Source organism: Scytonema sp. UIC 10036 (genome assembly GCF_009725235.1).
On record NZ_WJFC01000175.1, the window covers coordinates 1 to 22,221 of the forward strand.

Annotated in this window: 20 protein-coding genes, 1 pseudogene and 2 riboswitches; of the genes and pseudogenes, 4 read left to right on the forward strand and 17 right to left on the reverse strand. The window is 40.3% G+C overall.

Translation table 11 applies throughout. The features are described 5' to 3' along the window. Positions 1 to 205 precede the first annotated feature (205 nt). From F7734_RS66470 to ntrB, 11 genes are all read right to left on the reverse strand, one after another. Positions 206 to 739: an ATP-binding protein gene (locus tag F7734_RS66470; protein ID WP_347566402.1), complete on the reverse strand. Its 534-nt coding sequence runs from the start codon at positions 737 to 739 to the stop codon at positions 206 to 208. 180 nt (positions 740 to 919) lie between these two features. Then, positions 920 to 1,333 (reverse strand): hypothetical protein, encoded by a 414-nt coding sequence (locus F7734_RS66475; protein ID WP_347566403.1) that lies wholly within the window; start codon positions 1,331 to 1,333, stop codon positions 920 to 922. Positions 1,334 to 1,345: 12 nt separating this feature from the next. Beyond that, on the reverse strand, positions 1,346 to 1,729 hold the full coding sequence (locus F7734_RS46850) for a hypothetical protein (RefSeq protein WP_155751175.1): 384 nt from the start codon (positions 1,727 to 1,729) through the stop codon (positions 1,346 to 1,348). Next, on the reverse strand, positions 1,730 to 2,227 hold the full coding sequence (locus tag F7734_RS46855) for a Rab family GTPase (protein ID WP_155751176.1): 498 nt from the start codon (positions 2,225 to 2,227) through the stop codon (positions 1,730 to 1,732). Between the two features lie 11 nt (positions 2,228 to 2,238). Continuing rightward, on the reverse strand, positions 2,239 to 3,942 hold the full coding sequence (locus F7734_RS46860; protein WP_155751177.1) for an OmpA family protein: 1,704 nt from the start codon (positions 3,940 to 3,942) through the stop codon (positions 2,239 to 2,241). A 68-nt stretch (positions 3,943 to 4,010) separates the two neighbouring features. Then, positions 4,011 to 4,616: a hypothetical protein gene (locus F7734_RS46865; RefSeq protein ID WP_155751178.1), complete on the reverse strand. Its 606-nt coding sequence runs from the start codon at positions 4,614 to 4,616 to the stop codon at positions 4,011 to 4,013. A 526-nt stretch (positions 4,617 to 5,142) separates the two neighbouring features. After that, positions 5,143 to 6,480: an ArsB/NhaD family transporter gene (locus F7734_RS46870; RefSeq protein ID WP_155751179.1), complete on the reverse strand. Its 1,338-nt coding sequence runs from the start codon at positions 6,478 to 6,480 to the stop codon at positions 5,143 to 5,145. A 560-nt stretch (positions 6,481 to 7,040) separates the two neighbouring features. Beyond that, a complete protein-coding gene (locus F7734_RS46875) occupies positions 7,041 to 7,742 on the reverse strand; it encodes a universal stress protein (protein ID WP_347566404.1) in 702 nt (233 codons plus the stop codon). Between the two features lie 178 nt (positions 7,743 to 7,920). Further along, positions 7,921 to 8,126, reverse strand: a riboswitch (cyclic di-AMP (ydaO/yuaA leader). Between the two features lie 94 nt (positions 8,127 to 8,220). Further along, positions 8,221 to 9,060: an ABC transporter ATP-binding protein gene (locus F7734_RS46880; protein WP_155751180.1), complete on the reverse strand. Its 840-nt coding sequence runs from the start codon at positions 9,058 to 9,060 to the stop codon at positions 8,221 to 8,223. 60 nt (positions 9,061 to 9,120) lie between these two features. Beyond that, positions 9,121 to 10,575: an ABC transporter substrate-binding protein gene (locus tag F7734_RS46885; protein WP_155751181.1), complete on the reverse strand. Its 1,455-nt coding sequence runs from the start codon at positions 10,573 to 10,575 to the stop codon at positions 9,121 to 9,123. A 125-nt stretch (positions 10,576 to 10,700) separates the two neighbouring features. Further along, entirely contained in the window at positions 10,701 to 11,552 is an 852-nt protein-coding gene (ntrB, locus tag F7734_RS46890) for a nitrate ABC transporter permease (RefSeq protein WP_166482587.1), read from the reverse strand. A 94-nt stretch (positions 11,553 to 11,646) separates the two neighbouring features. Next, positions 11,647 to 11,873: riboswitch (cyclic di-AMP (ydaO/yuaA leader) on the reverse strand. A 354-nt stretch (positions 11,874 to 12,227) separates the two neighbouring features. Between ntrB and F7734_RS46895 the strand changes: the two genes are divergently transcribed. Together F7734_RS46895 and F7734_RS46900 are read left to right on the forward strand one after the other, a co-directional pair. Further along, positions 12,228 to 13,370 (forward strand): sensor histidine kinase, encoded by a 1,143-nt coding sequence (locus F7734_RS46895; protein ID WP_243147452.1) that lies wholly within the window; start codon positions 12,228 to 12,230, stop codon positions 13,368 to 13,370. Then, a pseudogene (locus tag F7734_RS46900) lies at positions 13,253 to 13,531 on the forward strand (hypothetical protein); the annotation flags it as partial. The gene F7734_RS46895 and the pseudogene F7734_RS46900, both read left to right, overlap by 118 nt. Here F7734_RS46900 and F7734_RS46905 read toward each other — a convergent pair. From F7734_RS46905 to F7734_RS46930, 6 genes are all read right to left on the reverse strand, one after another. Further along, the gene (locus tag F7734_RS46905; protein ID WP_155751182.1) at positions 13,488 to 14,018 is read right to left on the reverse strand and encodes a DUF6022 family protein; all 531 of its coding nucleotides are present in this window, start codon (positions 14,016 to 14,018) and stop codon (positions 13,488 to 13,490) included. The pseudogene F7734_RS46900 and the gene F7734_RS46905 sit on opposite strands and share 44 nt — an antisense overlap. 76 nt (positions 14,019 to 14,094) lie before the next feature. Beyond that, positions 14,095 to 14,913: a helix-turn-helix domain-containing protein gene (locus tag F7734_RS46910; protein ID WP_155751183.1), complete on the reverse strand. Its 819-nt coding sequence runs from the start codon at positions 14,911 to 14,913 to the stop codon at positions 14,095 to 14,097. A gap of 41 nt (positions 14,914 to 14,954) precedes the next feature. Next, the gene (locus F7734_RS46915; protein ID WP_243147453.1) at positions 14,955 to 17,288 is read right to left on the reverse strand and encodes a CHASE2 domain-containing serine/threonine-protein kinase; all 2,334 of its coding nucleotides are present in this window, start codon (positions 17,286 to 17,288) and stop codon (positions 14,955 to 14,957) included. Between the two features lie 575 nt (positions 17,289 to 17,863). Next, positions 17,864 to 18,196, reverse strand: coding sequence for a carbohydrate porin (locus tag F7734_RS46920; protein WP_155751184.1), 333 nt, complete (start codon positions 18,194 to 18,196; stop codon positions 17,864 to 17,866). After that, the gene (locus F7734_RS46925; protein WP_155751185.1) at positions 18,197 to 19,009 is read right to left on the reverse strand and encodes an alpha/beta hydrolase; all 813 of its coding nucleotides are present in this window, start codon (positions 19,007 to 19,009) and stop codon (positions 18,197 to 18,199) included. It lies immediately after the preceding gene. A gap of 110 nt (positions 19,010 to 19,119) precedes the next feature. Beyond that, entirely contained in the window at positions 19,120 to 20,265 is a 1,146-nt protein-coding gene (locus F7734_RS46930; RefSeq protein WP_155751186.1) for an MFS transporter, read from the reverse strand. Positions 20,266 to 20,459: 194 nt separating this feature from the next. On the opposite strand from F7734_RS46930, the gene F7734_RS46935 reads away from it, so the two are divergent. Together F7734_RS46935 and ssuE are read left to right on the forward strand one after the other, a co-directional pair. Further along, complete coding sequence (locus F7734_RS46935; RefSeq protein ID WP_166482590.1) at positions 20,460 to 21,239, forward strand: PLP-dependent aminotransferase family protein; 780 nt, start codon at positions 20,460 to 20,462, stop codon at positions 21,237 to 21,239. Positions 21,240 to 21,582: 343 nt separating this feature from the next. Next, entirely contained in the window at positions 21,583 to 22,149 is a 567-nt protein-coding gene (gene ssuE, locus F7734_RS46940; RefSeq protein ID WP_155751187.1) for an NADPH-dependent FMN reductase, read from the forward strand. The last annotated feature ends 72 nt before the right edge of the window (positions 22,150 to 22,221 follow it).

The following is a 22,221-nucleotide window of genomic DNA, read 5'->3' on the forward strand; positions in this document are numbered from 1 at the left end:
TCTCCCCGTCTATCCCTCATACTTGTCGTTGTTTGTTGTTTGTTGTTAGTTGTTTTTTGTTAGTTGTTGGTTGTTAGTTGTTGGTTGTTAGTTGTTTGTTGTTAGTTGTTGGTTGTTAGTTGTTGGTTGTTAGTTGTTAACCACTAACCACTAACCACTAATCACTAACCACTAACCACTAACCACTAACCACTAACCACTAACCCTAGACTTTTGGTTTTGGTAAGCGGAACCAAAAGCGGGAACCTTTATCGGGACGAGGTAAATAACCAATTGTACCTCCCCAACGCTCTACTGTAATACGACAAAAATAAAGCCCAATTCCAATCCTGCCACGATTAGTGTTTCCTTGAGAAAACTTTTGGAATAAACTATCGACATTTTCTGGTGGAACGCCAAATCCTTCATCATCAACAGTAAATAAAACATATTCTTTGTCCTGTTGCAAACTTACTGTTACAGTAGATGCAGGTGGGCTGTGTCGAAAAGCATTCTCTACTAAGTTTGTCAGTATCCTTTCCAAACGCGATTTATCCCCAATGACTGTCCACCCAACTGTTATGTTGGTGTTGACAGCCAATTCTAATTGCATTTCATTGAGGACAAAAGAAGGGGTAAAAAGTTCTACAACTTCCCGTACACAAGCTAAAGCATCTGGAGAAGTGGTAAGATCAGATGTAAAAGATTCTAAAGACTTAATTTCAGCAGAAAAGGCATCTAGTATTTGTCGAATAAGCACTTCCTGTTTTTGCGATTGCTTCTTACCAATTTCTAAACGTTCTTTTCCCTTCGGTGTTAAGTTTTCAAACTCTAAAAGAGCTAAACAGCAATTGATACACTTAATTGTCTGCTATATCGTGGATTACACAATGTATTAATACTTCTTTTTTTTGAGTTTCTTTAAAAAGATAATGATACTCTAATTTATTCTCTCTAGTTTTTGTATAATTGATTGTTTTTCTATAAAGAAATCTTCTTTTAATTCTATTAAAATAAATTGACGTTGGTCTACACATATAGCCAAAGCTTCAAAATGATATTCTTTTCCAGAAGTATCTGCTTGATACCATAAACCTGATTTTAAGATTTTATCTCCATTTATTCGCCATAATTCTTCAGCGTCAATTAAAAACATTTCTAAGAATGGAAAGATATCTTGTAGAACTACTATATCTGTTTCTGAAATGACGCTTTGATGATAAAATCCCCTTAACCAATCTGGTACGAAACCAATGATTTTGAATTCATTAGTATCTACTCGCTCTAATATTAAAGTCTTTAATGTGGCAAAAATTTTTTCTGTAATAGATATAAATTCACTCATACTAGCCACCTGTTTATCTAGTTAAAATTTTTCCTGTAGTAAGTTGGAATGGTTGATTTGCTGTTGAATAATAGCTATATGCATCTCATCCCAGGTAGCATCTAATAGTAACACCCAATCTCCTTCTTCTGAAGGAAATAAATGGACATCCGCACATATTTCAGAAGTGATTTTCATGCAAGGAAAAAATAAGGGCACATCTTCTAGTGGTAAAAGTCCTTCTAGAAAGAAAGCTTGTTTTCCTGCTTTTTCACCTTGTTGCAAATTCAAGAATCCATAGGTAGATAATTGACCTCCCCAAGTTGATAGATAGCCATCTTTGCTGACTAAAAGATAGGCTAGAGAGCGTTCCTGTCTTAAAAATGAGAGAATATAAGCAGTCACTGAAGTGGGGACATCAAACATTTATTCCTCCAAGATTTTGGAAGCGAGACTTTGAAAAATTTCTTCTACATTTAGACCTGCTTTAGCACTCGTTTTCAGAACTACCCAACCTTGCTGGATAAGTTTTTCAATTTCACTATTTTCTATTTCCCATTCATCGGCTAAATCCCATTTATTTAAAACTAAAATATACGGAACTTTGCCAATAGTTTCTTCTACTCTCTGCCTGAGGTTTAAAGCTTTTTCTAAAGTATGATGTCTGGTTCCATCTGCAACTAATAAATAACCAGACGAACCTCTCAGATAAGACATTCTTACTTTCTGAAATTCGTCTTCTCCATAAAGATCCCAAAGAATAAGGTTTAACTCTTTTCCTTGATAGTTAATTGTTTTTTTATCAATTTTAACTCCTACTGTTGTTTGGTATTTTTCAGAAAAAATACTATAAACAAATCGAGAGACTAAACTAGTTTTCCCTGTAGCAAAAGCACCAACCATGCAAATTTTTTTCTGTAGCATAAAAGCACTTCCTATCTTTCAGTATCTGATAAGAATACCTTAAAGGAAACTCTGCGGCTATACTTTCCGTTTTTTTCTTTTGATTTCATATTTGGAGGTTCGCGATCGCCAACACCCATGGCATTAAAATGACTGGTATTGATTCCTCGCGCAGATAGATAATTGAGGATTATACTAGCACGAGATTGGCTAAGTATCATGTTTCTCTGTTCGCTTCCACTGCTATCAGTGTGTCCTGCGATTTGAATACTTATGTTTTTACCAAGATATTGAGCAGTCACAGACAGTTTTTGGATATCTATTACCAGTTCTTGTAACTTCTTTTCCTCTCCTGATAACAACTCTGTAGTTCCTTCAACAAACAACAAATTTTTTCCCTCAATCTGTTTTTTGTACATTTCTAACTGACTCAGTTCAAACACCATCAAATTGCGATCGTGATATTGAGTCACTCCAGGAACCAAATGCCAAATTTTACGTGCATCTAAAATCCAGCGATGAGGTGCAGAACCACTAGCATTAAGCGTTCCATTTTCATCTACTTGAAATGACACTGTTGTTGGTGCTTTCAGCAATTTTGCTGCTCTTTTTTCAATTATTGGAGGTTCAAATGAAAGGTATCTTTCCCATCGACTCATGACTTCTTTAGAAGTGAAATTGAATTGTTTCATTAGCACATTAGGCTCTACAGCTGATGAGTCTCGCATTCCAGAGATAAAATACTTTCCAGAGCGAGTTTCTGCTTTAATGACAACAATTCCAGGTTGAGTGTCAAGGTTTTCTAGAAAGGCGTTCCAGCGCATTTGAGTTCTAATAGCAAAAAAGCCCCAAATTGCAATACTAAGACCCATAGTACCTAAGAGCGTTAACGCATAAGGCGAAGTCTTTTTATCCCGCTCTTTGTACTGAGATATCAAACAAGATTGCAGGAAAGGCATGCTGTCAGCAAACGGTTCTGTATCTCCGTTAAAGGCAATCAATTCTCTATTGAACTTGTGATGAATTTTTTCTATTGCATCTTGAAAAACTAATCTTAATTCACGAGGAGCATTGCCTCTAATGATACCTGCTAGGACGGCTTGCGGTCCCTCTTCAATCCAAATCGTTAGTTCTCCATAGTACAAACTATGGAGTGTATCTTCTTTTTGTGTGTTGAAAGAGTCTTTGACAAAATCCTGAATGGCTGTCAACATTGCTGAAACCAAATCTGGATCTTGAACGGTTACCTGTGGTGCGACTCCGTGTTGCAGCAGCAATCCATTCTTTTTATGAATCAGGAAAACCTGTTCCACTTGATACACCAAAGTCCGGAGCAGCACAATCTGGGCAAATGTTTTCCCAGTCACTAGCGCTTCCATTCTCCACTTTAAACTCTTTGGTGATAAGCCAGATTCCAAAGTGTTATCCAAGGATTGAATCATCTCTTGGACAGCTGCGATCGCCGCTTTACGGGTAGCTGGTCCTACAATAGGAAAAATGGCCGTTGCAAGAATATCTTGGTCTTTTTGAACAGAGGCTTGAATGGCTTGCTCAACGGTGGGAACCAGGGCATCGCTGAGTTCTTTATCCTCTGCACGTTGTGTTGCTTCTGGTAGCAATCGACTAAGATCTTCTGCTGTTATCTGAGGGTTATCTAATCTCTCATATATTTTTTCTAATTTTTGTGGTTCAACACCAAAAAGCAAAGTACGAAGTTCATTTAATTCATTTGTCATTTGTCATTTGTCATTTGTCATTTATTATAAATTACTACTAACCACTAACCACTAACCACTAACCCTTATTAATGTTGAGAATTTAAGCGAATGGCTAGTTCTGAGAAAAGATTAGCTAGAGCGTTACGGTCAGTTTTCTCAATCCGAAGTTCTTGAGTTTCCCGTTGTAACAAAGCTGTAATCTCTTCATATTTTTGCCGGATATCATCCTGTATATTTTTGGATTGGTTGAGAATCTGCTCGCGAATTTCCCGGTAGTTATTATTAGTTTGTTCCTCAAATTGGTTAACTTTTTTCTCCAATGATGCGGTTAAATTTCTATTTTCTTCAGCCAGCGATTTAAAACCTTCTCCACGTTCTCCCTGCTCGTTTTTGACTCTTTCAGACAAAGATTCAATCTCGTTTTTAATGTAAATTTCTAGAGAGTCTAAACGTTTTTTGGTTTCTTCCTTAAGGTCAGCATATTCTTTTACCAAACGCTCTTCTAAGCGGGCAAACCTTTTTTCTACTTCTCGCATTTGATTGCCAAAAAGAATATCTCTGACCTTAGCTAGATTGTTACCTTCCGCAATATCAGTGCCACCAAATAATGACTTATTTATATTATGGTTTAACCCTGATTGGTCTGATTCCGTCCTGTGATAGTTATTTGGTTCTGATTCAGAGGGGTTCATAGATGACATCCTTTAATTAAACTGTAGCTGAATTGACTCTTTGCTGTTTTAACATACTGAGACGGCGATCGCTATTTCCTTGACACTCAGCTCCATGTCTACTCCGTAGCCTAGCATCTTTAAATAAGTAGTGCTCTATTTGGAATTACTCCCTTTCCACTCTAAAATTCCATTCATCTTGTAGGTAGGGCATCCCCACCATTGACATAGCCCTATTTACGCCAAATAGCAGGCGGTTTGGAAGTCCATACTACAAGGGCTGAGAATTTTGATCTGTTGGGTTGAGGCGATAGCGTTACTCAATAGACTGGACAAAATGTTGGGTTTCGTTCCTCAACCCAACCTACACATTTTTATTTTTTAAGCAAAACCTACGCAGTATTGGTTCGAGAGTAGGATTTTACAAAGAAAATTAACAATCTTAGGCATTTTTTTAAATTTATTTCTTTTTAAGAAATTTTATTAACTTATTACAAAACTAAAAAAAGAGCGTACACAACGCTCTATTGTCTGCTTTTGCTGATTTTTAAAGCAAAAAACGAAATAGTACGTACAAGGCAGATGCTATAAGTTGTAACACCATTACTGGTAAACCGTAATGTAAAAAAGTTTGGAATGAGATACGTCGCCCGTGTTGTTCGGCTATTCCTGCGGCAACGATGTTGGCTGATGCACCTACTAAAGTCCCATTTCCTCCCAAAGTTGCGCCAAACATCATAGCGTAAAAAAGTGGCAGTACCTCAGGAGGAAATTGTCCCTGAAAATTTGGTGCTAATACTTCAGTTGGTGCCAATCCAACATTAACAACGTACTGTTTGAGTAATGGTACCATTGCTACAACAAGTGGAATATTAGGAACAACGCTAGAAAGCAAGCCAATGAAAAAGACGAGAGATAAAGAACCAATAAGAATGTTTTTGCCTAAAACAGCTGCTAAAACTCCAGATAAACTGTTGATAACACCAGTTTTTTCCAAGCCGCCAATAAGTACAAAAATACTCATAAAGAATATTAAAGTACTCCAATCTACATCTCGTAGTATGTTATTCACTGTGTCTATTTTGCTTTGATGGGATAAAAGCATTGCTAAAGCAGCTCCTAACAAAGCAACAGCAGCAGGTGAAACAGGAACGGGCATATATTCTCCCACTACAAAAAAGATTAACACGAAAGCAACTATGAACCCGCCTATTGTTAAAACTCGTGGATGGTTTATTTGAGGATGTGGTAGTTGTTCTAAATTTTCTAGCTTGGTTTTCCAGATTTTGCGAAAGAGCAATGGTAATATTGCTACTATAGTAATAATCGCGATCGCTCCTCCCAAACTCAAGCGCCACAAATAATCTGTAAAACTAATATTAATTGCATCACCGACAATAAATGTAGCTGGATCTCCAACTATTGTCAGTAGCCCAGCACTATTTGCCACAAACACCATAAGAATAAGCAACGGTACAAAATTAATTCCAACTTCCTCTGCAATTGGTGGAATTAAAGGTGCTAGTAGCATAACTGTAGTAGCATTTGGTAAAACAGCACAAATAGGAGTAGTAATTCCTACAATTCCCAGCAGCAGACGATTACCTTTGCCTTTGGCAAGGATAACCATTTGAGTTGCAAGATATTCAAAAATCTTAGTAGGTTCAAATGCTCTGACTAGCACCATGACTCCAAAAAACAAACCCAATGTTCCGTGACTGTTGCCAATATAGCTAACAGCATCTTCTAAAGTCATGACATTAGTAAAAACCAATAACAACGCTCCTAATAAGGCAGCAATTGTCAAGTGTACCCACTCTGTCATGATTAAGATTATGACGCTGATAAATGTGAGGATACTGATGAGTGCTTGCCAGTTTTCCATTAGTAGTTAGTGGTTAGTAGTTAGTGGTTAGTGGTTGGCAGTAGAATAATAGAATTATAAACACATTCTAAGAATTTTCAAAAGGGAGAGAGCAAAAGGTAAGCAGTTTTTTCATTATGTTTTTGGTAAAAAAATTATAATGACTATTACTATTAATTTAAAATTTAGTGGCAATAAATTTATATTTAGAGATGCTTCAAACAGCCCGTTTTTACAAAGTTTATTTGTCATACAATGGTGAAAAAAAAGTGCGACACATAGATTTTGTAGGGGCGCAAGGCATTGCGCCCCTACGTCCCTACACCTGGATCTGTTGCAAACATTTTTGGATTGGTATCACATTTTTTCCCAAGAGAATGACTAAGCAACATTTTGTAATCAAAAAACCTGACTTATATAAGAAGCCAGGTTTCTTCACAATTGTATTGACAAAATTCTTGCTTCAGCGTCGTTACATTAATTAAAATTGGAGAGAAAACCTAGTTTTTTTGTTTAGATACGCCATAATATGTCTCTAGATTAACAAAAACCAGGTTTTTGCAAAAACAGAAACTGGGTTTCTAAATGTATTTATTCTGAATTGAACTTGGAATCCCCAGTACCGAACAAGGGAACTGAGAACCAAGATTTTGCACGATTGGATGATGAATTGAGTTACAGCCGAGGAACAAGATATCAGCCGATTCTGAAACAACAACTCTTTTCAGTTCTGTTGCAACACAACCAAATCGTAAATGAGCTTTGAAAGAACTTTTCCATTCGGCAGCTAGACAACTGGCTTGTCTCAAAATACGTTCTGCTTGCGCGAATCTATCTACAGATTTTTCTTCCTGTTGTGGGTGTGTTGAGCGATCTTGCCATCTTGTTTGGGTTACGATCCCCGTATTTAATTCTTCCTCTGGAGGCTCTGTTAGAGAATGTTGTAGTACTTGTTGTTCGGATCTGCGACTGCTTAGAGCCTCCTGTGTTGGTAAAACTTCTGCACCGCCACACATTAGACGCTCTTCCATCACATAGACTACTTGAACTGTCACCTGCGCTTTAGTAGCCAAACGTGTTTGGTGGGCTGTTAACAAAGCAATATCTAGCGCAGTATGACTGTTCGGAGAACTGTTATAGCCAACGATTAAATTTATTGATGTTGACGCTTGAATTTCTTCAGAAACAGACATTTTTGGTGTTGAAAGCAGCACCATTTGTTCAATTAAATCGTCTCTTCCGATGGCGTTCTGTAGACGCACTAACAATGGCTTAATATTCACAGTTTTCTTCTCTCAGCACGAAACTACTTAATAAGGAGAAGCGGGTCAATCAATTTTGGATTTTGGATTTGTGATTTTGAATTCAAGAGAAAACACCTTAATCTAAAATCTAAAATCTAAAATCTAAAATTAATTCAGGAATCCCCAATCGAAACTGTTATTACAGCCAAAGCTTGGGGGTTCCTTCCATTGCCGACGGAGTTAGCTGACGGGCTAAGACTGGAAGGTGTCTCTCTTGAATTATGAATTATGAAGGATGAAGGATGAAGTGAGAAAGAGCGATTTCTTATTTATTCTTCATTCCCGATCCTTTTTCAAGATAAGCCCCAAAAATTGGTTCCTCCGCTTCAAATTTCTGAAATTTAAATTAGGCTACCCACTTTTACGGTTATCAGTTATGAGTTACTAGTTAACAGTTAACAATGATGAGCGATCGTTTGTCACTTGTCACTTGTCACTGTTCACTTGTCACTGGTAATTACTCATCTTGAGTAAAGTACTTATCTAGGAAATTCAGGGCGTGATTGCGAAGTTCAAAATACTCTTTAGAATTTCGCATCGCCGAGCGATCGCGTGGATGAGAAAACGGAACGTCTAAGATTTCCCCAATCTTAGCTGATGGTCCGTTAGTCATGAGAACAATACGATCTGACATATAAATTGCCTCATCCACGTCATGGGTGACCATCATCACAGCCTGACGATGGTTTTCCCAGATATCCAAGACTTGCCGCTGTAATTTCCCCCGAGTCAATGCATCTAATGCCCCAAAAGGTTCGTCCATCAACAGCATTTTTGGACGAATAGCTAAGGCTCTTGCGATCCCCACACGCTGCTTCATTCCACCAGAAATTTCATCGGGGTATTTTTCAGCTGCCGCATTTAAGTTTACCATTGCCAAGTGTTCATTAACAATGCTGATTTTTTCAGCTCTTGAGGCATCTTTGAGCACTTCATCCACCGCAAGTCGGATATTCTCCCGTACAGTCAACCAAGGTAGCAGGGAATAGTGTTGAAACACCATCATGCGTTCAGCACCGGGTTTGCGAATTTCTTTGCCATCAAGTCTGACGGAACCAGAGGTGGCTTTTTCTAAACCTGCGACAATCTTTAAAAGAGTGGACTTACCGCAACCGGAGTGACCGATTATAGAAATATATTCATCTTCACCTATGGTCAGATTGACATTATCCAGAACGACAAATTGCCCCCCATCAGGTTTTGGATAAGACTTGGTTACATTGTCAATTTCCAGAAACGGAGTAGCGCCCATAGTGGGCGAATTGCTATTGGTTGTAAATAGAGTTGATTTTGTCATGGTAGCTTTCAGAGAGAGTAAAGATTTGTGGAGAGAGTTGTATGCAATATCCCAATGGAGTTATGACATATAAAACCGAGTAGGGGCGTTGGCTCTAATTTCAAAACTGTTGAGATAGCCCACGGGATCGCTAGGATCGAAACCTTTGTTGTCTATGAAAACTTCAGGGGACTCTACTTTGAAATCTTCTTTGGGAGACTTAATACCCATTTCAGCCGCAATGTCCCGATACAAATCTGCTCTCCAGCCTTGTGCGGCTAATTGCTCTGCATTTTTAGGAAATTTCTTGATTTGACCCCAACGTGCTGCTTGAGTCATTAACCAAAGACTTCTAGATCTCCATAAAAATGTAGCGTGTTCGTCAGGGCTTTTGGGGATATTGTCAGGAATATCGTAGAAAATAGTGGTGTCAGCAGCTTTTATGGTGCGATCTTTACCATCAAACCCACCATAGTTATAGTTCCCCAAAATTGCGGGACCAGTAAATTTAGTTGTTAGAGCACCTAGTTTTCTGGGTTTTGCACCAGTAAATGAACGATCTGTTATCAATTCGGCAACTTCTTGACGGTTTTCAGGTTTACTGCAATACTGACAAGCTTCGATCATCGCCTTGACTAGAGAGCGATAGGTTTTGGGATAATTGACGATAAATGATTCCATCACCCCCAAAAGTCTATCTGGATGTCCCAACCAGACTTCTTTGCCTTGAGCAAAGGTAAAACCCACCCCCTCATTACCAGTAATTGCACGAGTATTCCAAGGTTCTGCCACCATATAAGCTTGCATTGCGCCAATCCGCACGTTCGTCACCATTTGTGGTGGGGGAATAATAATGACCCGAAACTCTTTAAATGGATCGACTCCTGCGGCTGCCGATATATAACGAATAAAGTATTCGTAAATGGCAGAACTGAGAACAACTGCCCAAACTTTACCTTCCGTCGGTTGTTTTGCAAAAAAAGCTCGAAAATCCCGACCAAACTCTTCCAAAGCTCGATCGCCATATTGTGCTTTGTACTCATACCACGGGCGCAAGCCAAAATCCCACATAGCTTTATTCATCGTCATGGCATTTCCATGACGATGGATTGTCATAGCTGCACACAAAGGGGCGTGACGAGCACCTTCAGCGCCGATTCTGGCATTGGTTACAGCACCAGATACAACAGGTGAGGCATCAAGGCGACCAAAGATAATTCCATCACGAGATGTTGCCCAGCTTGCCTCTCGATTGAGTTTGACGTTCAACCCGTATTTGCGGAAAAAACCTTTTTTCCAAGCAATAGCAAAGGGCGCACAATCGTTGACAGGGACATAACCAACAGTGAGATTTGGTTTTTCTAACGTTTTGGAATCAACAACAGGTTGTACGGCAGCCGCTTCTTCTGTTAACCCTTTAGCACTGCGGTCTCCGGAAATAGCACATGATGATAACGCCATTCCAGCTGCTGTTGCCCCTACTCCTATCAAAAACTCCCGTCGCTGCAAAAGATTTTCGTTATCGGCGTTGTTCATAAACGATTGTTAGTTGTTAGTTGTTAGTTGTTAGTTGCTAGTTGTTAGTGGTTGTACTAACTAATGTACGGGCGCTCTTGCAATGCGCCCCTACTAACCACTAACCACTAACCACTATCCCCTAGTTAACTTGCTGTTGTTCCCGGACGACGGGTGACTAACTCTTGAATTTTGCCTACTGCAAAATCAAGCAGTAATCCAGTTAAGCCAATGACCAATACGGCTAAGAATACTGAACTTAAGTTGAGACGGCTCCACTCATCCCACACAAAAAAGCCGATTCCAATACCACCAGTGAGCATTTCTACAGCAACGATCACCAGCCACGCAATTCCCAAGCTGATCCGCAAGCCAGTGAAGATGTAGGGTAGACTAGCGGGCCAAATAATTTTCGTAATTCGTCGCCAGCGTGGCATTTCCAAAACTCGTGCTACATCTATATAATCTTTGGGAACGCTTGACACGCCAAGTGCAGTGTTAATGATTGTAGGCCACAAAGAGGTGATAAAAATTACAAAGATGGCTGATGGATCTGCCAAATTGAAGATAGCTAGGGCAATTGGTAGCCACGCCAAAGGTGACACGGGTTTAAAAATTTGAATGACTGGATTGAGCGCAAGCATTGCTGTTTTAGACATTCCAATCAAAAACCCCAGGGGAATTGCGACTACAGCACCCAATAAAAAACCCAGCAATACCCGCCGCAAGCTCGCGATTAACAACCATCCAATTCCTAAATTCCCCGGTCCTCTCTGATAAAACGGATTCAGGATATAGTCTAAGTTTGCAACTAACGCTTCAGGCGGCGTAGGCATCAATTCATGATTGGCAAGAGCAATAACCCACCACAATAGGATAATTCCAAAAAATCCCAGCACTGGCAGTATAAAGGTTTCTTTCACCAGTAGGGGTTTTGTTCTTTTCCAGGCTGCAAGTCCTGCAACTGCAATAATTGCAGCTATGTTTAGTTGAAACACTCCACTTTACCTCACCAGACTTAAATGCGGGTACACAAAACCGAGCAGTACCAGCCAGGAATACTGATGAGATTCAATAAAGATTATTGTCTCTTCAGTCTCCTCTCAGTGCCTACGAAGTTAGCTGACGGGCTAGAGTTGAGAGATACTCTCCCTGAGAAAGATTTAAGTATAAAGATGTGAAGGATGAAGTGATTGTGCCCCCTTTCTTCACCCTTTATCCTTTATCCTCTAGCCTTTCTCAGGATACGCCCCTTTGAATGGTTCCTCCGCTCCAACTAATGCCATCTTGCAATTAGCCAGATTAGGCTGACTTACTCTTAAATTTTAGATAAATGTAACACTGCTACACAGTAGCGTCAAGGTACCTCAAGATAGAGGATTTTAATCTATTGTTCTTCACTATCTTAGGAGAACTGTCTATCTCAAGGTGTAAATCTTTAATAAGAATTATGTAATGAGTATAATTTACATATCGCCCGTTCTAGAGAATCATAAAATTAAAAGCTATTTTAATACATACTATATATAAATTTTAGGACATTCATGAAAAATTTTAAATGTAGGTAGGGCTATGCCGCACAAATATTGCTTTTGGTGGTCTTTAGCCCTACCTACGTGTGTTTCACAAGTCAAATAGAATTGCTATAGTTAAAAATTGTTTATCTAGAAGAAATGAAAGATTTTAGTCAATTACTAGAGAATAAAACTCAAACAATTGTAGAAGAGTGGGTGGAAGCTGTTCGAGAAGACAAAAAAATTTCCATCACCAAAAATCTCTCACGCTCTGCTATCAAAAATCATCTCGCTGATATCCTCGGAGCACTAGCACATGTACTTGCGAAAAGCCCACAAGAGGATGAAATGAAACAGATCGTTCAAGAAAGTTTGCATCATGGAACTCTTAGGGCTGAGCAAGGTTATGATGCAGCAGAAATTGCACGAGAATACCGTGTCCTACGAGATATTATATTTAAGACAATTGAACCGGAATTTTTACAGGCATCAGTACCGGAAGTGATACGAGCTGTACGACTTATTAATATGGTTTTAGATGAAGCGATCGCATCTTGTTTTCAAAGCTACACAGAACAGCGGTTGACAGAACTACAGCACCTACAAAACCAGTTAAGCCTTAACAATCAAGAACTGACCCGCTTGGTGCGGTCAAATCAAGATAATTTATCTTATCTAGCACATGAACTCAAAAGCCCTTTAACTTCAATTATTGGTTACTCAGATTTATTTTTACGCCTGCAACGAAAGCACACAGATGAAAAAGATGAAAAGGATACCTTCACAAATTTAGAACACATAGAGAAAGTTTTACGCAGTGGCAGGCAATTACTCCGGATTATTAATGACGCTTTGGAAATCTCTCGTTATGATGCAGGGGAGATGAAATTGCACCCTGAATTCATAAATCCACGTGAATTAGTGAAAAGCGTTTGTGAAATGTTGGAGTCTTTAGCAGCTAATAAAGAGTTACAAATGCTCATCGAGCTTCATGAAGCACCAGAACAAGTCTTTACAGATCCGTTAAGATTACAACAAATCTTAACAAATCTTATCAGTAATGCAATTCGCTATACCGATCGCGGAACTATTAAAATACAGTGTGAAATGCAAAGCGACGATCGGTGGGCGATCGCGTTTTCCCCAATCAAGAAGAATACTTTGGCTACAACAGCGACTACACGGGCTTTATTCCTATTGATAGTAGAAACCCCAATGATGGCTATCTGTGGAACAATCATGAGTATGTATCCTACCCTATTACCGCTACCGTACCTGGTTTTACAAGCGATAGCGATCTGATAGGATTTCCTACAACATATTCTTTAGTGATTGGAAGAAATTTACATGACTGGTACTCCGCCACACTCGTTCCCAGGCTCCGCCTGGGAACGAAAAGTACTAATCGCTTACCAAACCTTAGCTGTTTAACTCAACTAAGTAGTTTGCATACCAAATATTAAATTCAAGTGCATTCTTGAAGTCATCAGAACGCTGCGACAGTGCATTTACAACAGCCTCTTTACTAGTTTCTGAAAGAGCAATAATCTGAGGCTGTTGAGGGATGCGAAATTGAGTGTGGTCGTGAAACGCAATTGTGACAATGGTTCCTAATAATTTTCCTTCTGTTGACTTGATAGTGCTCCATATCCAACGCTGTTGCTCAGTTTCTTCCTGATTGCCCCACTCTCTTGAGATGCTAAAATCCCCTGGTAATCTAGGTTCGGGGCGAAACAGAGCCTGTTTAAGCTGTTTGTGAACGGGTAAAAACAGCCAGCCTAGATACATTCCATATGCCGTATCACCTGCCTTAGTGAATACGTTTCTTAACTTATCTATATTCTTCCTAATTAGGGGTTCCCAGTTAAGAGCAATATGATTGTCAATGTATTGAGCAAGGCTAAAAATATCGCTGTTGTTTTTCGTAAGAAATTCCTGTAATGATTCCATGGAAAACGGCTTCCCAATTGTGTTGCTTCCTAATTGTGACCTATGGTAAATGTATTTGGATTGTAAAAAAATGACCTCAATCAGGTAGGACTATATGGCAGGGATGAAGACCTCGTTGTTCGAGATAGGTTGTGGGAGTGCAACCAGCAAAACTCCGAAAGTCGTGAATAAAGTGTGCCTGGTCAAAATAGCCACAAGCTAAAGCAAGATCGATCCAATCAGCTTGTTCTTTTTTTGCTAGGAGGTAAAGGACTTGTCGTAAGCGTTGAACGCGACAAAACAGCTTAGGTGTCAACCCCACTTCATCGCGAAATAATTGACTAAAATGGCGAGCGCTAAGACCGATTTGAGCCGTCACAGCGCCAACAGTAGGTACGGGTGAACACTGAAACTCCCGTAGTGCGATCGCCACCGCCGGATGCTGTTTGGGCTGCTGCACTATCATATTCAGGAGAAAGCGCTCTAAAACGCGGAAGCGAATTTCTAATGTTGGTGCTTCGAGCAGGTGCGAGCGGAGTTCTTCAGCACGGTGATTCCACAATTCATCAAGTGATACTATCTGGTTGTGCAATTCGTCACAAGGTAATGCGAAGAACGGAGAACCGCCCCCTGCCCTAAAATGTACGCCCATAACGCAAACTTTGCTATCAATGTCAATAAGGAAGCCTTCTGAATGTGCTCCGCAGATCGTGCTTCCCCGTGCGTTTCCACTCCGTTTCCGAGTGTAGCGATCGATGAGGGGTATTGTATCAGAGCGCAGGTTGATGACCAACTCCATCGAACCAATGGGCAACAAGCGTGCTTGTGCCTTCGACACATTATAGCCTTCCCGAAACCACAAAAACTCGACGAACTGTGATAGCGGCGAGCATGGAAGGTAAGTTTGGTAAATCATATTCAAAAGAATTCTGGGAGATCTGTGGGGAAGTGGCTCAATCAGGTAATATGTTTAAAATCTAACAGCACTTCAGCAGCTGATTGATAGCGATCGCTAAAATGATACTGCACCATCTTATCTAAAACTGCTGCTAAATTTTCGCTAACTTGTGTGTGATGACGCCACATAACAGAACCAGTGTTTGGGTTAGGCTGAAGTTCCTGAGGTAACAATCCTGTCACTGCTTGAATGCCAATCATACCGACAGCATAAATATCACTAGACAAGCGTGGATGCCCTGCAAATTGTTCTGGTGGTGCGTAACCTCGCGTTCCAATAGCAACTGTTGCTAATTCTGTTTGTTCGTTGCTAGATGGTTGCATCATTTTAACTGCACCAAAATCAATTAGCACGAGGCGATTATCTAAACTACGTCTGAGAATATTAGTCGGTTTAATATCTCGATGAATAACACGATGCTCGTGAACAAATACCAAAATTTCTAATATTTCTTTGAGTAAAGTAATAACGTAAGATTCCTTTTGTACTCCCCTTACAGGCGGCAATTCCTCATTCAGAGAATGTCCTTGAATATATTCTTGTACTAAATAAAATTCATGATTGTCCTCAAAATAAGCTAGCAGTTGGGGAATTTGATAATGTTGACCTAAAGCTTCTAAAATTTCAGCTTCAGCATCAAATAACCTTCTAGCAACTTGCAAAAATTTTGGCTCTCGACGGGCAGGCATCAATTGCTTTACCACGCAAACAGGATTGCCGGGACGTTGCATATCTCGTGCTAAATAAGTGCAACCAAATCCACCCGAACCCAAAACCTTTGTCACTTTATAGCGTCCACTGAGTATGGAGTCACCACTTGCTTTTTCTAGTGTGTCTGCTTTTGGAGCATGAATGTGCTTATCTTTGAGTTCTGTTGTTTCGTTCAAAAGAGTCTGTAATTGTTCAATTGCTTCTTTTTGTTTTTCAACTTCTAGAAGAATTATCTTGGTTTGTTGTTGACTTTGATAGTTAATATAAACTACAACAGCAATACCACTGGCTATTAATGCCATCGCAGGTGGTACCACTGGTATCCATCCTGCTTGTAAAAACACACTTGTACAAATAACGATTAAACCAGTGAGGGTTGTACCACTTACAATAATAAGTAGCAAAGGATGCCGCAACCGCCAAGCCAAAGCAGCACCCGCAAGTGACCAAATCCATATCCATGCAATTTCTGCCCATTCTGGGAAATACCAAATTAGAGGACGCCCATCTAGCGCTGCACTTATCAACTGGCTGGCTGTCTGTGCGTGAATTAAAGCAGGCGACATTCTTGCTGGTTGATCTGGTAATGCACTATAGGGGGTGTAAAAACCAGAATGAAGGCTGGGGGTTTTAGTGCCAATAATTACCAAACGGTCTTTGAATAACTTGGGATCTACAGCCCCATTTAACACTTGTGTAAGAGTGGCTTCTGGTGCAAGGCGATCGGGATGGCGGTAATTTAGCATAATTTGATAGCCACCCGCATCTATTCTTTTATAACCACCTGAATGACTTGTTAAAGCTTTAAAATTTGCTTTTAAATTGCGATTTTTGATATGAATGAATATCATCTTTTGCTTATCAGGAAAATCCGGTTCAATCCCTTCTTTTTCCAGATAATTCATTGCCAGTACGGTAGAAAATGATGCAGCAGTTGTACATTTTTTGTCAGACTCAGAATGAGCAAACAACAAACTTCGGCGAACAATACCATCATCGTCTGTCACGAGATCGGTAAATCCTATGTTATCAATAGGTAGATTTGGTGGAGGCGCAATTTCCTGAGTTCCTACGCTGCTGAATGCACACACACTAATAATATTATCTCGGCGTTTCAAGCCGGATGCAAAATTTTCTTGTTCAGATCTAAATAAATTCACTCCAATAATTCGCGGTTGGTATGACTGTAATTTTGCCAACAACTGATTAATTTTACTATCTGATAGGGGCCATTTTTGTTTCCGAACATCATCTTCAGTTACGGTCACTAGCACTAGACGCGAATCTGGTGCTTCTAAGGAACGCAACCGCAGCATTTGGTCATATGCCTTTAGTTCTACTGACTGCAATAATTTCAGTTCTCGAACTCCCACTAATAAAGATGTGACTCCTACACTACTGACAAGAATAGTAAGCAACCACTTAAAAGGATTATTGTTGCCACGGTTACCAGAAATGACTTCTTGAGGGGCTTCAGTCGCAGCAAAGTCTTGTGTCTTGCGATCGACAAACGTATCACTATGGCGATTTTGCCTTTGTAGAGGAAATTGGGACGTTCTACGAGTCGAACGAACCCTATCTTTTGCTAAAGTGGCACGCAGTTTTTCAAAGAGTCCAGTCATCACGGGAGTGCGGCAACCGCCAGAATTTAGTGAGATAATCTCATGCTATACTGTCGATCGCAGTTAGCGTGAGTTTCTTAGTATCGCTACTAAGATTCCCTAGTTGTATAGTAGGGCTTACTTATTTTAGTAGTTCTACTCCGTTTTCTGTTTTATCTAAGGTAAGATGACTAGTGGTTGTGGCAAGCAGGCGATCGCACTATAATCCCCTTTTTCTCATATAATTAGTATTTATTTATACTGAAAATTTCATACGTAGGTTGAGAAGAACTGGATGTTTCTCGAATATACTTAAAGCTATTAGCAAGATAAACAAGCAAAGAGTAAGTATCATCAAAAATGATGTTTCCGCCTGTGGTAAAATATTAGAAATAAAAAGAAAAAACTTTTTAACCATTTCTGGTTCAATAAAGTTCAAGACTTCCTCACAAATAATAATAACTGGTAATTCCCCATCTTCACTCTTTGCGCTTTGGTGCGCCCTCTGCGGTTCGATAGTAATTTATTTAACCGCAGAGACGCAGAGTCCGCAGAGGTAAGAGGAGAGAGAGCTATTCATGTCTTGAAGTTTTTATCTACCTTGACAGGGCTAGCATTGCCCACCCTATATGTAGTTCAAAAATTAAATAGGATTCGTTGCTCACAAACGCTGTCGCAGCTTTCAAAAGCAGTAAACTGCCACAATCTTCCCAAAAAGATAAAACTGTTCGCAAAGTACCTGTCCAGATTGTGCTGTTATCATTTTGATTGCCAGCATCAGTAATTGCTTGAAACAAAGGCGTAATTTGGATGTTGTTATTTATAGGAATGTTGTAGTAAACCTCAAAATTGGTCTGTGTTGAATCCCCAATCTCACTGGCAAAAAAATCTGAGCCAAGCTTAAAAGTGATGTGCTGTAAATCGAGCAATTAGGAATTTCTTATGAAATTCTCAATGACTTCTGCAACTTCCTGAGTAACTTCAACTGAAGGTAAATGGCTTTTTGAGCCTAGTCTACGAAAGTGAAACCACGAGTGGTTTCGAGCAAATCTTTGCTGTGTATCAAAATAACTTGAGTCATCATCTTGCGCGTAGAGGTTTGTAGCCTGTGCTGGCGAGTAAAGACTCAGCAAGTTTGGTGGTGGGTTGAGCCTCTGGAGTATGGACAAAGCACTACCAAATTCTTTATATGACTTACTGATTTCTCGACCCGCACGCGACCACATATTAAAGTTGTAATTGCTCATAAACTCATAAAAAGGTTTGGCGAGGTTAGCATCGCCTAATGACCAAGCAGCAAATAATTCATCCCGCGCATCTTGCCATTCATCAGGTTTTTGCATCTTCTCTAAAATCTCAAAAAAGATTTGTGGAGGCTCAATAATAATCCATTCCAAAAAGACCATTTTAGAAATGCGATGAACTAACCTACGTCTGAGTTCGACAGCAATCCACCCAGCATGAGCGATCGATACTGTGACTAACTCATTGATTCCAAGTGAATCTACCAACTTGAGTGCCTCACGAATTATGTCCTCACTGGCAAAATCTTCCATCGGTTGATCGGATTCGTTATGTCCTAGCAAATCAACATTGATAACTCTTTGTTTCTCGCTGAGTCGCTCTGCAAGTGATGCCAATATTCCTCGATCTGAACACCATCCCGGTAAGAGAAGTAGGGTAGGTTCGCCTGTTCCTATATCATCAAATGCAAGTTTTAATTTTTCAGTTTGCCTATCCATAATATACCTTCAACGATTGGTTAAACATTCAAAGCCAGAAAAAAGTTTAACTCTGAATAAATTCCCATACAGGCTTATCCCTATAGAAAGCAGTTAGGGGCTTGCGCTCTTTAATGTTCGGTCAACCGCTTCTGTTGTTTGATCCGTTGATAGTGCAAAGCCAGTAAGGTATTGCTGACTAAAAGCACTATTCCAAAGCCAAAAAGGGTACTTGCGATGCCAATTTGGTCAGATAAAAAGCCGATAAGCATGACAGGTAAACCATATCCCAAATAAGCGCAGACAAAATACCCAGAAGTTACCCTCGCAGGCTGTGAGCCACTGAGCCTGACGACTTCAAGCAATCCACCCAGATAGGTAAACCCGTAGCAAGCTGTTCCTGCAATCGCCACGCCTGCTAAAACTAAGCTCAAGATACCGAAATTGGCTCCATACGTAAAGGCAGTATAACCCAGTACAAGCAGCACACAGCCTAACTGCAGCGATCGCCGTCCATCCAGTCGTCGTGCAAAAGGTTGGAATAACACACCAGCAATCACGATAATAAACAACATAAGCCCCGACCAGTTTGGCAAGCCGTATTGTGCTAACTGTGTGGGGAGAATCACGCCTACAATCCCCGCTAAAGACCACGCTAAGGCAATGGCTAATCCAGCCGGAAGAGTGCCAGACGGAAAGATAGGCAAGCGAATTAGCGTTTCTTTTGAGGTGGGCTGTTCTGATATACCAATAACTAAGCCAATACATCCCAAAAGCAAGACAAAGATAATCCAGTAGCTTAAAGGCACTAAAGTATTTTGCAATAACAGAGTAGCATTGGTAAACAGAGCGCCACTGGAAAAACCTAAAGATGTAGTAAGACTGACATAGGCAGCAACTTGGGCGGAATTTTTTGGCATTAGTGAGGATAAGTACGCCGTTCCTGTTCCTGTAATTAAGCCAACGGCGATTCCTTGTAAAACACGAGTGACAAACAAGGCGTAAATGGTTGGATTAACGCTCGTAATAAATGTAGCTAGTGTGGCAGATAACAAACTTGCTAGGATAGTGGTCTTACGACCGATGCGATCGGAAATGCCACCGAGTAAAATTAACGTCGGCAAAAGTCCTGCTACGTAGGTTGAAAAGGCAATTGCTGATACTCCACTGCCAAAGCCCGCCTTTTGAGCATATGCGCCATACAGTGGAATTTGTAAATTTGCCGCATGGGTTATCAGAAAAATCGCGGCTGCTACGATGAGTACAGATCTTTTCATATGAACGCTGTTTCCCTGCTACTACTAAAAGTTGGCTATTTTTGTTGTTTGGAAATTGTGTGTTGTTTGTTACTTTGGGAAGGTAGAACAACTTTGAACGCGATCGCTGTCTGTGAGTTCAAACCCATCACGAATTTATAAAGAAAAATCTTTAGTTAGTGCTATTGTTAGTCTAATATAGAGCAGCACGGCAAATTTTTACAGCACAAGGTGCAAGGCTTTTACCTATTGCAGTCGATGAATTTGGCTTAGTGGTGGAAGAACTTGCCAATCACTCAAGCGAACGTATCAAACTTGCTCTAGTTACTCCATCTCATCAGTTTCCTACAGGGGCAATTCTATCACTGCCACGACGCTTGCAACTCTTGGCTTGGGCGCAGCAAACGGGAACGGTAATTATTGAGGACGATTACGACAGTGAGTATCGCTATGGTAGTCAACCATTACCAGCCTTGCAAGGGATCGATCGCAGCCACTCCGTCATTTACGCGGGTTCGTTTTCAAAAGTTCTATTTCCCTCGTTACGAATTGGCTATTTGGTACTGCCACCGAGCTTGGTTTCTTTGTTTGCTAGTGCCAAATGGTTAAGCGATCGTCAATTACCTTTGCTCGATCAGCAAGTTTTGACTGACTTTATCGAGGAAGGGCATTTTGAACGCCACATCAGGCGAATGCGGTCTCACTACGATCGCAATCGGCTGGTTTTAGTGCAAGCTTTAAATGATTATTTTGGAAATCGTGCCACAATTCTGGGCGAGAATGCTGGGATTCATTTGATGGTACGACTGCATACAACTTTGAGTGATGAAGCAATTGTTCGACGTGCGACAGAAGTTGGGGTAGAACTAGTGCCTGCTAAACCTCACTATCTAAACACTCCTCCTCAAGGAGAGTTTATCTTCGGTTATGCGGAACTGACGGAGCAGCAATTACACGAAGGTATTTGGAGATTGGCTCAAGCTCTACTGAAATAGCAATCAAGAAGACCTACGAGAACTGTATTGGATTTCAGTGAGCGATCGCTATAAATCCTTGCATTATCTGAAATGGTATGCGACAATGTTGAAACGTTCAAATTAAACACTAATTCAATCGACTTACCGTAGATTAAAAAAACTCTAGCGGCACTTATACCAATTCTCTATGAAGCTGCACATTATTTTTACCCCAGACAACCTCCCCGATGCCTTAGGGAGGTGCCGTAGGCGGTGGGGTTCTTTGTATGCATCTTCATATGAAAACGGTATTAGATCTTCGTTACTCGTAAAGAGTAATACTTTCTGAATCTAAAATCTGAAATCCAAAATCTAAAATACCATGACTTATATCTTGGCTGTTTCAGGAAGCCCCTCTCACCCCTCCAGAACACATGGTCTTCTGGAATACGCAAGTAAAATTTTGCAGCAAGAAAGTTTTCATACAGATATTATTTCAGTTCGTGATGTACCATCAGAGGTTTTGGCGTATGGACGTTATGACAGCCCCGACTTAGAGGAACCAAAGGCACTGTTAGAACGAGCTAGTGGGGTCATCATAGCCACTCCAGTTTATAAAGCTGCATACACAGGAGTCCTGAAAGCGTTTTTAGATTTACTACCGCAACGAGCGTTATCCGGCAAAGTCGTGCTACCTCTTGCTACTGGTGGAACTGTTGCCCATTTGTTATCTATTGATTACGCGCTCAAACCCGTACTATCTGAGTTAAAAGCAAGGTATATTCTGGGTGGTGTTTACGCAGTAGATAAGCAAATTCAAGTACAGCCAGATGGTAGTCTTCAGCTTGACGAGGAACTTGACCAAAGACTAAAAGAAGCTTTACAAGAGTTTGCGGAAACTGTGAGCAAATTTCAACCAATTGCTAAAGAGTTAACCCACGCAAGCTAGTCCCTTATTTTTCTTCCTACTTGCCTGTAGCAGATGAAGAACTGCCAGTTCATCTGCTACTTTTTTTGTCAA